At 65.6% G+C, this 15167-nt stretch carries 13 protein-coding genes; 11 read left to right on the top strand and 2 right to left on the bottom strand.

The window, feature by feature from the left end; translation table 11 throughout:
• Nucleotides 1-156: 156 nt before the first annotated feature.
• Both QZY48_RS03755 and QZY48_RS03750 read right to left on the bottom strand, forming a co-directional pair.
• Nucleotides 157-345, bottom strand: a complete 189-nt coding sequence (locus QZY48_RS03755) for a hypothetical protein (RefSeq protein ID WP_295427903.1) — start codon at nucleotides 343-345, stop codon at nucleotides 157-159.
• 49 nt (nucleotides 346-394) lie between these two features.
• Entirely contained in the window at nucleotides 395-1051 is a 657-nt protein-coding gene (locus QZY48_RS03750; RefSeq protein WP_295427900.1) for an HAD family phosphatase, read from the bottom strand.
• Nucleotides 1052-1308: 257 nt separating this feature from the next.
• Here QZY48_RS03750 and QZY48_RS03745 point away from each other — a divergent pair, with 257 nt between their 5' ends.
• From QZY48_RS03745 to QZY48_RS03695, 11 genes are all read left to right on the top strand, one after another.
• Entirely contained in the window at nucleotides 1309-1848 is a 540-nt protein-coding gene (locus tag QZY48_RS03745; RefSeq protein WP_295427897.1) for an RNA pyrophosphohydrolase, read from the top strand.
• Nucleotides 1849-1949: 101 nt separating this feature from the next.
• The gene (gene ptsP, locus QZY48_RS03740; protein ID WP_295427943.1) at nucleotides 1950-4211 is read left to right on the top strand and encodes a phosphoenolpyruvate--protein phosphotransferase; all 2262 of its coding nucleotides are present in this window, start codon (nucleotides 1950-1952) and stop codon (nucleotides 4209-4211) included.
• A gap of 279 nt (nucleotides 4212-4490) precedes the next feature.
• Nucleotides 4491-5027 (top strand): winged helix-turn-helix domain-containing protein, encoded by a 537-nt coding sequence (locus QZY48_RS03735; RefSeq protein ID WP_295427896.1) that lies wholly within the window; start codon nucleotides 4491-4493, stop codon nucleotides 5025-5027.
• A gap of 236 nt (nucleotides 5028-5263) precedes the next feature.
• Complete coding sequence (locus QZY48_RS03730; protein ID WP_295427894.1) at nucleotides 5264-6322, top strand: IPTL-CTERM sorting domain-containing protein; 1059 nt, start codon at nucleotides 5264-5266, stop codon at nucleotides 6320-6322.
• Nucleotides 6323-6443: 121 nt separating this feature from the next.
• Nucleotides 6444-7397, top strand: a complete 954-nt coding sequence (locus QZY48_RS03725) for an alcohol dehydrogenase catalytic domain-containing protein (RefSeq protein ID WP_295427891.1) — start codon at nucleotides 6444-6446, stop codon at nucleotides 7395-7397.
• 276 nt (nucleotides 7398-7673) lie between these two features.
• Nucleotides 7674-8315, top strand: coding sequence for a hypothetical protein (locus tag QZY48_RS03720; protein WP_295427888.1), 642 nt, complete (start codon nucleotides 7674-7676; stop codon nucleotides 8313-8315).
• Nucleotides 8312-11101, top strand: coding sequence for a hypothetical protein (locus tag QZY48_RS03715; protein WP_295427885.1), 2790 nt, complete (start codon nucleotides 8312-8314; stop codon nucleotides 11099-11101). The genes QZY48_RS03720 and QZY48_RS03715 overlap by 4 nt, the downstream gene beginning before the upstream one ends.
• 128 nt (nucleotides 11102-11229) lie before the next feature.
• The gene (locus QZY48_RS03710) at nucleotides 11230-11652 is read left to right on the top strand and encodes a hydrogenase maturation nickel metallochaperone HypA (protein WP_295427883.1); all 423 of its coding nucleotides are present in this window, start codon (nucleotides 11230-11232) and stop codon (nucleotides 11650-11652) included.
• Complete coding sequence (hypB, locus tag QZY48_RS03705) at nucleotides 11645-12589, top strand: hydrogenase nickel incorporation protein HypB (protein WP_295427882.1); 945 nt, start codon at nucleotides 11645-11647, stop codon at nucleotides 12587-12589. Before QZY48_RS03710 ends, hypB begins: the two co-directional genes overlap by 8 nt.
• 426 nt (nucleotides 12590-13015) lie before the next feature.
• Nucleotides 13016-13495, top strand: coding sequence for a hypothetical protein (locus QZY48_RS03700; RefSeq protein ID WP_295427879.1), 480 nt, complete (start codon nucleotides 13016-13018; stop codon nucleotides 13493-13495).
• Between the two features lie 25 nt (nucleotides 13496-13520).
• Entirely contained in the window at nucleotides 13521-15098 is a 1578-nt protein-coding gene (locus QZY48_RS03695) for a DegT/DnrJ/EryC1/StrS aminotransferase family protein (RefSeq protein WP_295427877.1), read from the top strand.
• Nucleotides 15099-15167 lie beyond the last annotated feature (69 nt).

Here is a 15167-nt window from a genome sequence, read left to right as displayed (position 1 = left end):
CCTGTCTAAATGTATTGGCTTCGTGCTCGCCGTGCGGTTCGGGACCGCCCCCGTAAGACCTCATTCCTGCCGATGCTGGCCGGAACGACGATTAAGGCCCGCGGGCGATCTACGTGGCGATCCCTTCCAGGTCATCAGCGGCTTCGGGTGACCAGGTTACTCGGCGAGCCATTTCTTCATGCGCGCGGTGACGTCCTCGTGTGTCAGGGTACCCTCAGCGTCGGCCCGGTCCTGACCCGCCGCGACCTTTTCCAGGATATACAGATGGTATTGGATGTCTTCGAGGCTACAGTCCTCGGGTAGGGCCTTGAGCAGGGATTCGACTTCCGCTTTGGCGGTACGCATCACTCGATCCTCATTTTTAATAAGGTCTTAGAACTGTTTCGGGCGCAACTCAGCCCCGCAACGACAGAATCGGCCAGCCCCGCGCCACCGCCGCCTCCCGCAACTGCGGGTCCGGGTCCACCGCCACCGGGCGGTCGACCCGGCCGAGCAGGGGCAGGTCGTTGTGTGAGTCGCTGTAGAAGCAACTGCCGACGAGGGTCTCGCCGCGTCCCGTAAGCCAGTCGTCCAGGCGCCGGACCTTGCCCTCGCGGAAGGCGGGGATGCCCGCGACCGCGCCGGTGTAACGGCCGTCGATGAGTTCCGGCTCGGTGGCGATCAGGTGGGGGATGCCGAAGCGCGCCGCGATCGGGGCGCCGACGAAGGTGTTGGTGGCGGTGATGATCAGCAGGGTGTCGCCGGCGCCACGGTGGGCGGCGATCAGGTCGCGGGCGGCGGGCAGCATCAGCGGTACGATCACCTGCGCGACGAAGTGCTCGCGCAGTTCCTCCAGCAGGTCCCGCGGGTGCTCGCGCAGCGGGCTCAGCGCAAAGCGCAGGAAGGCGTCGATATCGAGGGTGCCGGCGCGGTATTGCGCGTAAAAACGGTCGTTGGCGCGTGCATAGTGGGCCCCGTCCACCAGTCCGCGGGCGACCAGAAATTCCCCCCAGAGGTGCTCGGAATCCCCTGCAATCAGGGTGTTGTCGAGGTCGAAAATCGCTAAGGCCATGCTCTCATTCCTGCTTTCATGCTCGCGCCCCGCGGGGCCTTGGAGCCTGGATCGGGCACATTGTGCCTCAGAAGGGCCCCGCGGCGACGGTTGAAGGTGCCGGCGACCCTGCCCGCGGGGCTGCGCACGGCCGCGCGGACGGCTCCAAAAGGCACCGGGAAAGCCGTTTAACGGCAACCGCTTATACAATCCATCGCTTGCCGCTTCCAAGCCGGTTGTGGAAGAATGGGCTCACTTAGACGGCCGAGTAAGCTGCCTTGATCGACCGCGACGGTTTCCGCCCCAATGTGGGCATCATTCTGAGCAACGACGAGCGCCGCCTCTTCTGGGGTCGGCGCATCGGTCAAAATGCCTGGCAGTTCCCGCAAGGGGGCATCAACACTGATGAGACCCCGGCGCAGGCCATGTACCGGGAGTTGGAGGAAGAGGTTGGACTGGAACCCCACCAGGTCACGATCCTGGGCGCCACCCAGGGCTGGCTGCGCTACCACCTGCCCAAGCGCTTCATCCGCCGCCATTGCGGCCCGACCTGCATCGGCCAGAAACAGGTCTGGTTCCTGCTGCGGGTGGACTGCCAGGAGGAGGCCTTTTGTCTGGACAAGACCGACAGGCCGGAGTTCGACGCCTGGCGCTGGGTGCGCTACTGGCAGCCCCTGCACGAGGTGGTCTACTTCAAGCGCCGGGTCTATGAACTGGCGCTCGAAGAGTTGGCGCCGCTGCTGTACCCGGAGGGGATCCCGGAGCGCAGCGAGGCCCTGCCGCGGGCGGCCGGCTTCCTGCGTCAGCGGCGCCGCTGATGTCTGACGCCCGCGCCCAGCCCCCGGTGCCGCCGTCGCCGCCGGCCCCGGTCCCCGCCCCCGCTTCACCCAGCCCAAAGGCCCCGTCGCCCATGCCCGGCATGCTCGAATCACTGCGTCGCATCGTCCAAGAGGTCGACAACGCACCCGACCTGGAACAGGCCCTGGCCATCATCGTGCGGCGGGTCAAGGAGGCCGTGGGGGCGGATGTCTGCTCGGTCTATCTCAACGACTACGACAACCGCCGCCACATCCTCCAGGCCACCGACGGCCTGCGCCAGGCGGCGGTGGGGCGGGTGCGCATCGAGTTGGGCCGCGGTCTGGTGGGACTGGTGAGCGAGCGGGCGGAACCCATCAACCTGGACGACGCCTCCGCCCATCCACGCTATCTCTGTATCACCGACACCGGCGAGCAACGCTTCCACGGCTTCCTCGGGGCGCCGATCATCCAGAACCGCAAGGTGCTCGGGGTGCTGGTGCTGCGCCAGTTGGAGAAGCGGCACTATCTGGATGACGAGGTCACCTTCGTTGTCACGCTGGCCTCCCAACTCGCCGGCGCCATCACCTACGCACGCACCAACGGCGAACTGGCGCGCCTCCAGGACGAGGGCATCCCGCAACGCTTCCTGCCCGGGCTCGCCGCCTCACCCGGCATCGGCATCGGCATCGCCGCGGTGGTCTATCCCCCGGCGGACCTGGACGCCATCCCCGATCGGCGCGCCGAGAACCCGCAGGCCGAGGAGGACGCCTTCCGTGGCGCCCTCCAGGACGTGGCCGAGGACCTGGACCGCATGGTGGCGCGCACCCAGACCAACCTGAACGCCGAGGACCTGGCGATCTTCGACGCCTGGCGCCTGATGCTGGAGAGCGACACCCTGGTCGACGGCACCGTCGCCCGCATCCGCGCCGGCAACTGGGCGCCCGGGGCCCTGCGCGCGACCATCGCCGATCACGCCCGGGTGTTCGACGGGATGGAGGACGCCTACCTGCGCGAGCGCGCCTCCGACGTGCGCGACCTGGGCCGCAGTATCCTGATGCACCTGCAGAACCTCACCGCCGCGCCCATCGCCTATCCGCAAAAGACCATCCTGGTGGGGGCGGAGATCTCCGCCATGCAGATCGTCGATGTGCCGCGCGAGCGCCTGGCCGGGATGGTCTCGACCAGCGGCTCCGGGTCCTCCCACGTCGCCATCCTGGCGCGCGGCATGGGGGTACCCGCGGCCATGGGCGTCTCCGACCTGCCGGTGGGGCGCGCCGAGGGCCGTGACATGGTGGTCGACGGCTACCGCGGCCGGGTCTATGTCTCCCCCGGTCCGGCGGTGCGGGCCGAGTACCAGCGCATGGCCGACGACGACCGGGCCATGAGCAATGAGTTGCAGTCCCTGCGCCACCTGCCGGCGGAGACCACCGACGGCTACCAGTTGCCGCTCTTCCTCAACACCGGGCTGGTCTCCGAACACCGGCCGCTCGGGATCGAGGAGGCCGCCGGGGTGGGGCTCTACCGCACCGAACTGCCCTTCATCGTGCGCGACAGTTTCCCCGGGGAGGCGGCGCAGATGTCGAACTATCGCAAGGTGTTGGAGATGTTCGCCCCGCGCCCGGTGACGATCCGCACGCTCGATATCGGCGGCGACAAGCCCCTGCCCTACTTCCCGATGCACGAGGCCAACCCCTTCCTGGGCTGGCGCGGCATCCGCATCACGCTGGACCACCCGGAGATCTTCTTAACGCAGGTGCGCGCCATGCTGCGCGCCTCCGTCGGGCTCGACAACCTCCAGGTGCTCTTCCCCATGATCAGCACCGTGACCGAGGTGGACGAGGCCCTGACGCTGCTGCGCCGCGCCCATGAGGAACTGCTGGAGGAGGGCTACCAGGTCAAGATGCCGCCGGTCGGGGTCATGATCGAGGTCCCGGCCGCGGTCTATCAGGCCGAGGCCCTGGCGCGCCGCGTCGACTTCCTGTCCGTCGGCACCAACGACCTCACCCAATACCTGCTGGCCGTGGACCGCAACAATGCGCATGTGGCCAAACTCTATGACGACCTGCACCCGGCGGTGCTGCGCGCGCTGAGCCAAACCCTGGCGGGCGCGCGGGTACACGGCCGGGAGGTCAGCATCTGCGGCGAGATGGCCGGCGACCCGCTGGCCGCGGTGCTGCTGCTCGGCATGGGCGTGCACAGCCTGAGCATGGGGGCGCACAGCCTGCCGCGGGTCAAGCGGGTGATCCGCAGCATCAGCCGGGCGCGGGCGCGGGAGGTCCTGCAGGCCGCCCTCCAGTGCGAGGACGCGGCCTCGGTGCGCCGCATCCTGTTCGAGACGCTGGATGGCCTGGGCCTGAGCGGGCTGGTGCGGCCGCGGCGGTGACCGTGCAGGGGAAAATTTAAACTCAATTGGAGGTTCGCCGGGAATGCCTGGGAGCCCGCAACAGATCAAATATTTCAAATATAAATCAATATATTGTAAATAGTAGCCAAAATGAACCAGTGTCTCGGATTAGCCCTTGACAAAAAAAGCAACTTTCGCTGACAATTCAGCATTATTTGCACAAACGTATTTAAGAAATCCTGAAATATACACGTCTCGTATGAGATTTTCGCTCAGGGCCCTAGCGTAACCGGCTGACGTCGATGTATTTTCGTCCCTATGCTCGACTACACCATCTCCACTGAACAACTCGCCGAGTTGCGTGCCGCCCAATGGCGCACGCGCGACCAGCGCGAGGCCGACCGCATCAAGGCGGTCCTGTCGCTGGCGGGCGGCTGGCCGGCAGAGCAGGTCGCCGAAGTCCCGCTGATCGACTCCAACACCGTGCGCGACCATTTTCGGCGCTATCAGATGGGCGGTCTGCCCGGTTTGTTGCACATGGCCTGCCAGGGGAGCGACTGCGCGCTCACCGACACTGATCTGGTGGCCTTGGATGTGCATGTTCAAGCGCATCTGTACCTGACGGCCAAGCATGTCGCCGCTTGGGTCCATGAGGAGTTTGGCGTCACCCACATCGCCAGCGGCATGACCGCACTGCTGCATCACCTCGGTTTCGTATTGAGCGGCTATGGAAATTCTTTAAGAAGAAAATTCTGTATAACAAGTATTACGAATCATTTGATGGGTTTCGCAAAGCCTGCGCGGACTTCTTCAGCAACCCGGGCGAGTACGAGGGCGATCTGCGCTCATTGCTGACGGAGAACTTTGAAATAACCGGTCGGTGAGAAAACCGATTATTCGGCATTAGCTGACTATACTAAGAGATATTTTATCTACCTGGCGCGCAGCTTCGCAATCGCGAAAAACAAACTCAGTATGCTGTTCGTCGTGCTCTCAGCCCCTGACGCATACTGACGCATACTGACGCATACGGGCGATTGTCCGCGGGCTGAAATATCAATGAGTCGCAACACTGGAAGCAGAGGGCTGATATGAAATACCGGATTGGGCGTTTTATTATCGGGGCCGTCGCCCTGATACTTGCGCAGCAGACTCATGCTGCAAAAATACTCTATTTCTATGACGAATACCTTGGGGCTGATTACTGGTCCCAAGCCCTTACCGCGCGCGGTGATACTGTCACCACTGTGACCAATGGTGCAGCCTTTACGACGCAACTGACCGCCGGGGCACCATGGGACGCGGTTGTCGTGTCCGAGAACAACTACAATACTTCCTCTACATGGGCCGCGGCCTTCCAAAGCTATGTGCAGGCTCAAGGGCGGGCGGTGCTCAATGACTGGTACACCAATTCAACCATCGACGCCGCCACCGAGGCAGTCGCCGCTGCTCCAGTTAATCAATCGTCATGCACAGTCAATGCCACCGGCATCGCCGGTGGGCTGTTGACAGGCGGCGTGACTAATCCGATCACATTGACCAATCCTAGTGGTGGTGGTGGTTGGGGCGTTTTCTCGATGGCGCTGACGCCAAGTGGCACAGCCGCAAGCTGGGGGGCATTCGCTACCGGTTCATGCCTGGTATTTGCTAATGCCGGGCGAACGCTCCGGCTGTCGATGATACCCGATACGCTGCCCGCGGCCCAGGCAAGCCAATTTCTCCAAAACGCACTCTCCGCGGTCTTGGGTGCACAGGGTCTCGCGGCTCCGACCAATGCCGTCGCAACAGCGGGTCAGGCCAGCGCGACCGTACAATGGACGGCCTCTACAAGTCCCGGGATAACAGGCTACACGGTTACCTCGGAGCCCGGCGGGTTGACATGCACGGCGGCCGCCCCGGCCACAAGCTGCACTGTCGCCGGCCTTAGCAGCGGGACTTCATATACTTTCACTGTGGTGGCAAGCAATGGACAAGCGCTCAGTCCACCGTCGGCTCCAAGTAATGCCGTCATCCCGACTGCGGTGGCCGCCGCCAGCGCCCTTCCCGTTCCCACGCTGAGTGAGTGGGCGAAGATTCTGCTGGTGCTGTCGATGCTTGGCGTGGCGGGGTGGCATTGGCGGAGACACGAAACGGATACGGATAACGGATAGTTCTATGGCCGGGTAGCCGCGGGCGTTTGCTCGCCCGCTGCTTCCACAGATCCGGACGTACGGAATTCCCGCATCAACGCTCGCGCGTTGCCGGTAATACCGCAATAGGCGTACCAGATTCATGATTGGACTCTGGCTGGCGGAGCGCCAACTGACCCTGCGGCGGGACCTCCCGGAGCCGGTACCAGGCCCCGGTGAGTCCCTGATCCGCCCGCTGCTGCGCGGCATCTGCAGCACCGACCATCAACTGGTCGATGGTCTCTATTCGTTCACCGGCGTTCCCGGCCACGAATTCGTCGGGGTCGTCGAATCAGGCCCGCCGGACCTGGTGGGACAGTGCGTCGTCGCCGAGATCAATCTGCCCTGCGGACACTGCTCACGCTGCCGCGGCGGTCTCACCAAGCACTGCGCCAACCGCCAGGCCATCGGTATCCATGGGCGCAACGGCGCCTTCGCCGAATGGCTCGCCGTCCCCACCGCCAACCTGCATCGGGTCCCGGCCGGCGTCACCCCCGCACAGGCGGTCTTCACCGAACCCCTGGCCGCCGCGCTGGAGATCCAGGAGCAGATCGCCATCGACGCCGCTGACCGGGTGCTGGTGATCGGCGACGGCAAGCTTGGCCAACTCATCGCCCAGTCCCTGCGCCCCACCGGCTGCCGGCTCGCCGTCCTGGGCCGGCACCCGTCCAAACTCGGGCATCTGGCGCGACTCGGCATCGCCACCCTGACCGCGCCGCCGAGCGCCCCGGCCGACTTCGACGTGGTTGTCGAATGCACCGGCACCGGCGCCGGCTTCACGCTGGCCCGCGCCGCCGTGCGCCCGCGCGGGACCATCGTGCTCAAGAGCACTTACCGCGGGAGCGTGGCGGTGGATCTGAGCGCCATCGTCGTGGACGAGGTCCGACTGCTGGGCTCACGCTGCGGGCCATTCGCCAAGGCCCTGGCACTGCTCGCCGCCGGGACCCTGGAGCTCGGTTACCTGATCGACTCCATCTACCCGCTCGAAGACGCAGTGTCGGCCTTTGCGCGCAGCCGCGAACGGGGGGTGTTGAAGGTCTTGATCGGGTCACCGTAAGACTGAATGGCCTGGCAACCCGGACCCGCCCAGGCGAACCGTCAGTGTTCGGATGGGCCGAGTGCATACGCCGATCGGCGGCCTTGTGATGATCACTACGCAATGCTAGAGTCATCGTGCGCCTCCGCTCGTTACGCGCCCGCGCGTTTGCCCTGCAAATCAAAAGTTTAGGGTGTGTAAATGATCGGGAATGCTTCCTCGGCGCGCATCTGGCGCGCCATCGCAGTCGCCGCGGCCCTGTTTGCCGCGGGAGCAGCGCAGACGGCCTGGGCGACCGTGATCCACGTCGATAGCCGGGCAGCGCTCGGCACGCCCGTGGCGGTGGTGGATTGGGGGAGTCTCGGCGGTGATCTGACCGCCGTCGCACCGCCCGCCCAGGTCGGTCCGGTCACAGTCTGGGGCGCAACAGCGTTCACGGTCTTTGAAGAGGGGGAAAATGGCAGTTTTTTCAGCGACTTCGCCGAAGGCGACCGGGTGCTTTCCTTATTCGACCTGGAGGGCGCCGGCGATATCCCCGGCGTCTTCGACATCCGTTTCGCGACGCCGGTGCGGGCGGTCGGAACCCAGATACAGAGCTTTCTTTACGGAACCTTCTGGGTGGACCTGACGCTGTACGACCAGTTCGGTGCCGAGATCGCCAGCTTCTTGAACATCGAGGGCGAGAATACTGAAAACGGCGACGGTACGGCACTGTTCGTGGGCGCCGCCAGCGACGCAGACAACATCGCGCGGATGGTACTCGCGGGCGCGGGCGACGGGGCCGCGATCAACGCGATCATCGTCCCGGAGCCCCCGACGCTGCTGTTGACACTGACCTTGCTCGGGCTGATGCCGGCTGCCCGCCGCCCGGGGAGCCAGGGTAGGGGGAGGCCGCACCGTGCGGTGAACGCGTCAGATTCGCTGGAGCAAATTCAATGAATAGCCGAGTACTGGTTACCATGGGCCTGGGCCTGGGTGTGGCCCTCGTGGCCATCAAGCACGGTGCGCCAGGAGCGCCCGCGGTCCAAATGGCGCCGCCGCCCGGCGCAGTCACGGCGGCGCCGGACGGCGAGCACCGCGTTGCCGCGCTACCGGACAAACTCGCCCCCAGGCCCCGCAAGCCCTCCAAGCAGGAGCGCAACGCGATCCTCGCACAGTGGCAGGCCGCCCGCCTTAACCCGGACGGGAAGGCACGCTACGACCAGCCCCAGAGCGCACAGACCTACTTCCTCGCGATGCGCCTGCCCCCCGACCAAACCGTCCTGAGCCCGCAGATGTACCTCCCCGCCTTGAGTCAGGCCGCACGGATGCCGGTCTACTCCATCGCGCAGGGGCGCGTGATCAAGGCCGCCACGAGCCAGGCGCTGACCGCACCCAGCATCGTCACCCGGTCGCTGGACCCCACGGCCGGAACACTGGGGGCCTGGGAGTCCTTGGGGCCGGGCAATATCGGCGGGCGCACCAGGGCACTGGTGATACACCCGCAGCAGCCCGCTACTATGTGGGCCGCCGCCGTGGCCGGCGGCATCTGGAAGACCATCGACGGTGGAAAGAACTGGACCCCGAAGGCCGATCTGCTGATCAACTTGGCCGTCAATTCGATGGCCTTGGAGCCGTATAACCCGGACATTCTCTATGCCGGAACCGGCGAAGGCTTTTTCAACGCCGACGCGGTGCGCGGCGCCGGCATCCTGAAGTCCACCAACGGCGGGGAGATCTGGGAGCAATTGCCGTTCACGGCCAACAATAAGGACTTCTGGTTTGTGAATAAGATCGTCATCGGCGGTGATAAGAGGAATCCGCGTATCTATGCCGCTACCAGAACCGGGATTTTCCGCAGTGCCGACGCCGGCGCAACCTGGGTCCAGGTGCTGAAAACCGGTTCAAACTCGAAGGGCTGCATGGATCTGGCGAATCAGACCAATCGCTCGGTGTCCTACGTCTTCGCCGCGTGCGGCGCCGGCCCCGCGGACGCCACCAAGCCTCGCGATGCATACGATGGCGTCCTGCGTGCGATAGACGGTAACCCACAATCTGTGCAGGACTGGAAACTGGTGATTGCGGCATCAGGGAAGCCGTCCATGGGCCGCACCTCGCTGGCAATCGCGCCGTCGAACCAGAAGGTCATCTATGCGATGTCCGCGAGTATTGCGGCAGGGAATTACAAAGACGGATTACTGGCGGTCTATCGCTCAGCCGAATCCGGCGCAGCCAATGCCACAACGACTACCTGGACAGAAGTGGTCAGCAATACCAGTACCACGACACTCAACCGCCTGTTGCTGACCAATCCTCCGTACGCGGCTGGCTGCTACCAGGGCGGACCGGAATTCATGAACCAGGGCTGGTACGATAACGTGATCGCCGTGGACCCGACGAACGCAAATGTCGTCTGGGCCGGCGGCATCGACCTGTTCCGTTCCGTCGACGGCGGCGCGAACTGGGGGCAAGCCTCACATTGGAATCTTGACACCTCCCGCACAGATTACGCCCATGCCGATCATCATGCGCTCGTCTTCCATCCGAACTACAACGCCACGACCAACCAAATACTGTTCAATGGCAATGACGGCGGCCTGTACAAGGCTGAGAATGCCTATTCCGGAGTGGTCATGCTGTCGCCGGACCCGATCACCACGGCGTCACCCGTGTGCAACGATGATAAAGTCGACCCTTATTCCGGCACGGTAAAGTGGACCCACCTGAACAACGGCTATCGCGTCACCCAGTTCTATCATGGCTTGCCCTATCCCAACGGCTTGACCTTTTTCGGCGGCACCCAGGATAACGGCACGATTCGCGGCCAGCTTGGCTCCCCGGACAAGTGGAACGTGATCCTCGGCGGTGACGGCGGCTATGTGGCAATCAACCCGTCCGATACGAACATGCTGTGGTATGAGAACACCGAACTGAGCATCGAGCGCAGTGTGGACGGCGCGGTAACCAAAGAGAAGTTCACCGCGGGCATCACTGAGGATAAAGCCAACTTCGGGTTCATCGCGCCGTTCGCCCAGGACCCCAACAATCGCGACCGCATGTGGATCGGTGGGTCCATGCCTTGGCGCGCGGACAATGCCGCGGCCAAGCCGCTCCCCAGCGACATATGGACTCAGGCCGGTCCGGAGTTCAATACCACCACGCCGCCGGCCCCCAACAAAAAAACGACGACCACTGCCATCGGTATCTCGCCGCAAGACGGCAATCGGGTCTACTTTGGCACCGCCATGGGCTACATCTACACGACCGATCAGGGCGGGGCTGCGACGAAAGATACCGTCTGGCTTCGGAGCGAACTGCGCGGCGATACCAATGTGATCTCCTCGATCACGCCCGATCCGTTGTTGAAGGGTACGGTGTACGCCACGGTGTCCACGTTCAATACCGCTGCCACGACCGACACCCCTGCCGCCATTGGTCATGTGTTCAAGTCAGTCGACTCCGGATTAAACTGGACCAACATCGACGGCTCCGGTGCCACCGCCATCCCCGACGTGCCGGTCCACAGCATCGTCGTCGACCCGAAAGAACCCCGGAGGCTCTATGTGGGCAGCGACATCGGGGTCTTCTCCTCGACTGACGGCGGCCTGACCTGGGCGGTTGAAAACACCGGCTTCGCCAACGTGATTGTCCAGTCCTTGACCATCGCGAAGGCCGATGATAACAAACGCTATCTCTACGCCTTCACGCATGGCCGCAGCGCTTATCGGGTCGCCCTGGTCGACTAACCCGCGGGGTCGCTGCCGGGCCGCGCTCCGGGGGCCACCCCCTCGAAGATCGAGAGTCGGGGTGCAAGACGGCGCGGATTCGGTTAGGGTTCCCCCAAGCCTTCGCCGCGCACTCCTGGTCACCGCCCATGCATGAACTCTCCATCTGTCAGTCCCTGCTCGATCAGGTGGAGGGGATCGCGCGGCAGCACGGCGCTCGGGCGGTAGAGCGCATCCTGCTCCAGGTCGGGCCGCTGTCCGGGCTGGAGCCGGCACTGCTGCTGAGTGCCTGGCCCCTGGTCGCGGCGGGGACCGTCGCCGAGGCGGCCGAGTTGGTGATCGAGGCGGCGGCGATTCGCGTGCGCTGTCTCGACTGCGACGCGGAGTCGGCGGCCACGGCCAATCGCCTGCTGTGCGGGGCCTGCGGCGGCTTCCACACCCGGCTTGTCAGCGGGGACGAGCTGCTGCTCGCCCGACTTGAGCTGAGCATCCCGGATGCGGAGCGCACCCAAGACGGGGATGCGCCCGCCACTGAACCCACTCGCGAGGCATCGGAGACGACCCATGTGTGACACCTGCGGCTGCAACATCACCCCCGGCAATGAGCACCTGGTCCGGGGGGACGGCAAGCTCGCCCGCACCGCGGACGGGCGGGCGGCCGTGACCGTGCTCCAGGGTCTGCTGACGGAAAACGACCACCAGGCCGCCCACAACCGGGAGCACTTCGACCAACACGGCGTGCTGACGCTGAACCTGATGTCCTCCCCCGGGGCGGGCAAGACGAGCCTCCTGGAGGCGACCATCGACGCCCTGGGCGGGCGACTCAAGATCGCCGTGATCGAGGGCGACCTGGAGACCGAAAACGACGCCGTGCGCATCCGCGCCAAGGGCGTGCCGGCGGTACAGATCGCCACCGGGAGCGCCTGCCACCTGGATGCCCACATGGTCCACGCGGCCCTGCACAACCTGGATCTGGACGGCGTCGACCTCCTGTTCATCGAGAACGTGGGCAACCTGGTGTGCCCGGCGAGCTTCGACCTGGGCCAGCACCGCAACGTCGCCCTGATCTCGGTCCCCGAGGGCGACGACAAACCGGCCAAGTACCCGGTGATGTTCCGGGCGGCGGACCTGGTGCTGTGCACCAAGTCCGACCTGCTGCCGCTGCTGCCCGAGTTCGACCCGCGGCGGGCCGAGGGCTATCTGCGCAACCTCGCGAGCGGCGCGCCCTTCCAGACCCTTTCCACCCGCGGCACGGGCCAGTTAGGGCCATGGCTTGCGTGGCTTGAGGTCGAATTGGCGGCCCAGCGGGCGCGCCGTCAGGTCGGCCGCTCCACCAGGCCGGCGATCCAGGCCGCTGGGGCGGGGCTGCACGCGGCGGGCGGGCCGGATGGGGGCGCGGTGAGCGGGCATGGGCATACCCATCACCATCACGGCGATGGTCATGTTCACGATCATGGGCATGGCCATGACCATGGGCACGGCCACGACCATGGACAGCCGCAGGGCTGAGGCCCGCGTGGCGTTGACCCCAGGCGATTTCCGAGAAACTCCGTACCACGAAGGCTCGACCTTTCGATGGCCGGAGCGACTCGACCGGAGGCCGACGCTTTAGCGGGCAGCGACGCCGCATCCGGCTGAAGCCTCGACCTCCGGTTTGTTGCGCGGGTACAAAGTAATCCCGAATTCACCCTAATTCCGGGGGGCGGTCCGCGCAGCGGACCCGACAGCGGTTGACCAAGCGCTTGCCCGGGTGGTAAAAATCCGCGGGTCCTGATCCGGACAGCAACAGGTCGCGCTCATCGCGCGAAAACGTCTCGGACGGAGTCTGTGGGGGACTGATCAGGGCACCACCCAGGCGCGCGCAGCCGACCGCGTGAGCGGCCGGTCACCCAGAACGACGAGCGCAATACACCAAACCGAGGAGGAAGCCCCGCCGTGTCTCCGATCGCAATGAAGACCCTCTCCGCCCTGTCACTCGCCACGCTGGTGGCGGCCGGAACCTGGACCGCGCCGGCCCAGGCCTTCAATTTCGGCAATATGTGGAATCCCAACCGCTGGATGGGTGGCGGCAATCGCTACAACGACTATTACTACGACGATGGCCCCTGGGGTGGTAATCCCTGGGGCGGCGGTTACGGGGCGCCCTGGGGCGGCTATGGCGGCGGCCCCTGGGGTGCGCCTTATGGCGCCCCCGGCTATGGTGCCCCCGGGTACCCGCTCGCCCCGGCGCCAACCGCGCCCACCGGCGCACCCGCCCCCCTGCCCTCGCAAGGCACCGCGCCCGATGCGGACGAGGTGGCGGCCCTGAAGCGCCGGATCAGGGAGCTGGAGGCGGCCCAGCAACCGTCCGGCCGGTCGGTGCCGGCGCAGGATTGGCCCGCCGCACCGGTGTATCGGCCGATGGACAAACAATGAGCACGCCACACCAGGACACTTGATCATGGATCTGCTGCTCGCGATCGATAGCTGCGTCGCGGCCTGCCATCCGGGACATCCGACCCACGCCGCTACCACGGACGCGCTCGGCCGCTGCCTGGACCAGGGCGGCCGGGTCTGGCTCTACGCCGGTGCCGCCCAGGGTTACGAGGACGGCATCCGCCGCGCCCTGGAGGACGAGGCCCGGTGCGGCGCGGGTGAGTCCGCAGAGGCGCAAGCCCTGCAACGCGCCCGCCAACAGTTGGCGGCCTTCGCGCAGGGCAAGCAATGGCTCGCCGCCCTGGCCGGGGACTGCGCGGACTGCGCCGCACCGAATCCGGCCCAGGATCGCCTGCTGCGCGCCCTGCAACGCTTCGCCCCCGGGTCCATCAAGGTCCTGACGCTGGACCCGGCCTTTATCGGTGAGCACCCTGACCAGACCCTCACCCCCGCCGCCTGTCTGGCCCTGCCGACACCCAGGCGACGGATCGACTTTATCGACCTCCCCGGCCAGCAGTCATTCATCCGCCCCCAATTGGAGGAGCGCCTGCACCGCGTCCTGCACCACGGCCGCTATATCCTGGGTCCGGAAATGGAGGAACTGGAGGGCCGCCTGGCGCAGTACACCGGGGCCGCCCACTGCGTCGCCGTCGCCTCCGGGACCGATGCGCTATTGATCAGCCTGATGGCCTTAGGAATTGGGCCGGGCGATGAGGTCATCACCACCCCCTTCACCTTCGTGGCGACGGCCGAGGTCATCTGCCTCGTGGGCGCGCGGCCGGTCTTCGTCGATGTGGAACCCGCTACCTGCAACATCGATGCGGACAAGCTCGAGGGCGCTATCTCGCCCCGCACCAAGGCGATCATGCCGGTCTCGCTCTATGGCCAACCGGCCGACATGGACGAGATCAACGCCATCGCCGAGGTCTACCGGCTGCCGGTCATCGAAGACGCCGCGCAGAGCTTCGGCGCCACCTATCGCGGTCGGTGCAGCGGCAACCTCTCCACCATCGGCTGCACCAGCTTCTTCCCTTCCAAGCCGCTCGGCTGTTACGGCGACGGCGGGGCCATCTTCACCAATGACGCGGGGCTTGCGCTCGCCATGCAGGAACTGCGCGTCCATGGTCAGGAGCGCCGCTATGTGCATACCCGCATCGGGGTCGGCGGGCGTATGGACACCCTGCAATGCGCGGTACTGCTCGCCAAGCTCGACCGCTTTGATCAGGAACTCGCGCGGCGCATCGCCATGGGCCAACGCTATTCGCGACTATTCGCCGGAACGCCCGGCATCAAGACCCCCGTCACCCGCGCGGACCGCACCTGTGTCTACGCCCAATACACCCTGCAAGTCCCCGGCCGGGACGCCCTGGTCGCGGCCCTGAGCGCCCGCGGCATCCCCACCGCGGTGCACTATCCGATCCCGCTCAATGCCCAACCCGCCTATCGGCACCTGTGCTGCCCGGACTGCACACCCATCGCCGCCCGACTCGCCGCCGAGGTCGTCAGCCTGCCGATGCATGGCGATCTGAGCGAGGGGGATCAGGATGCGGTCGTGGCGGCGGTGATGGCGGCGGTGATGGCGGCGGTGAGGGCGACCGGATGAGCGGGAATACCCACTTCACACCCGTCCGGTGAACAACGCGTTTGGCTGCTTCAACTTGGCCAACATCTC

Source organism: uncultured Thiodictyon sp. (assembly GCF_903828115.1).
Taxonomy (GTDB): domain Bacteria; phylum Pseudomonadota; class Gammaproteobacteria; order Chromatiales; family Chromatiaceae; genus Thiodictyon.
The sequence above is the reverse complement of the archived record's forward strand: the minus strand, read 5'-3'. Positions and strand labels throughout refer to the sequence as shown.

What these genes read in the sequence shown, in the direction of transcription:
- QZY48_RS03755 (WP_295427903.1), bottom strand. Translation starts at nt 345, where the DNA reads ATGCGTACCGCCAAAGCGGAAGTCGAATCCCTGCTCAAGGCCCTACCC.
- QZY48_RS03730 (WP_295427894.1), top strand. Translation starts at nt 5,264, where the DNA reads ATGAAATACCGGATTGGGCGTTTTATTATCGGGGCCGTCGCCCTGATA.
- QZY48_RS03695 (WP_295427877.1), top strand. Translation starts at nt 13,521, where the DNA reads ATGGATCTGCTGCTCGCGATCGATAGCTGCGTCGCGGCCTGCCATCCG.
- hypB (WP_295427882.1), top strand. Translation starts at nt 11,645, where the DNA reads ATGTGTGACACCTGCGGCTGCAACATCACCCCCGGCAATGAGCACCTG.
- QZY48_RS03715 (WP_295427885.1), top strand. Translation starts at nt 8,312, where the DNA reads ATGAATAGCCGAGTACTGGTTACCATGGGCCTGGGCCTGGGTGTGGCC.
- QZY48_RS03710 (WP_295427883.1), top strand. Translation starts at nt 11,230, where the DNA reads ATGCATGAACTCTCCATCTGTCAGTCCCTGCTCGATCAGGTGGAGGGG.
- ptsP (WP_295427943.1), top strand. Translation starts at nt 1,950, where the DNA reads ATGCTCGAATCACTGCGTCGCATCGTCCAAGAGGTCGACAACGCACCC.
- QZY48_RS03725 (WP_295427891.1), top strand. Translation starts at nt 6,444, where the DNA reads ATGATTGGACTCTGGCTGGCGGAGCGCCAACTGACCCTGCGGCGGGAC.
- QZY48_RS03750 (WP_295427900.1), bottom strand. Translation starts at nt 1,051, where the DNA reads ATGGCCTTAGCGATTTTCGACCTCGACAACACCCTGATTGCAGGGGAT.
- QZY48_RS03735 (WP_295427896.1), top strand. Translation starts at nt 4,491, where the DNA reads ATGCTCGACTACACCATCTCCACTGAACAACTCGCCGAGTTGCGTGCC.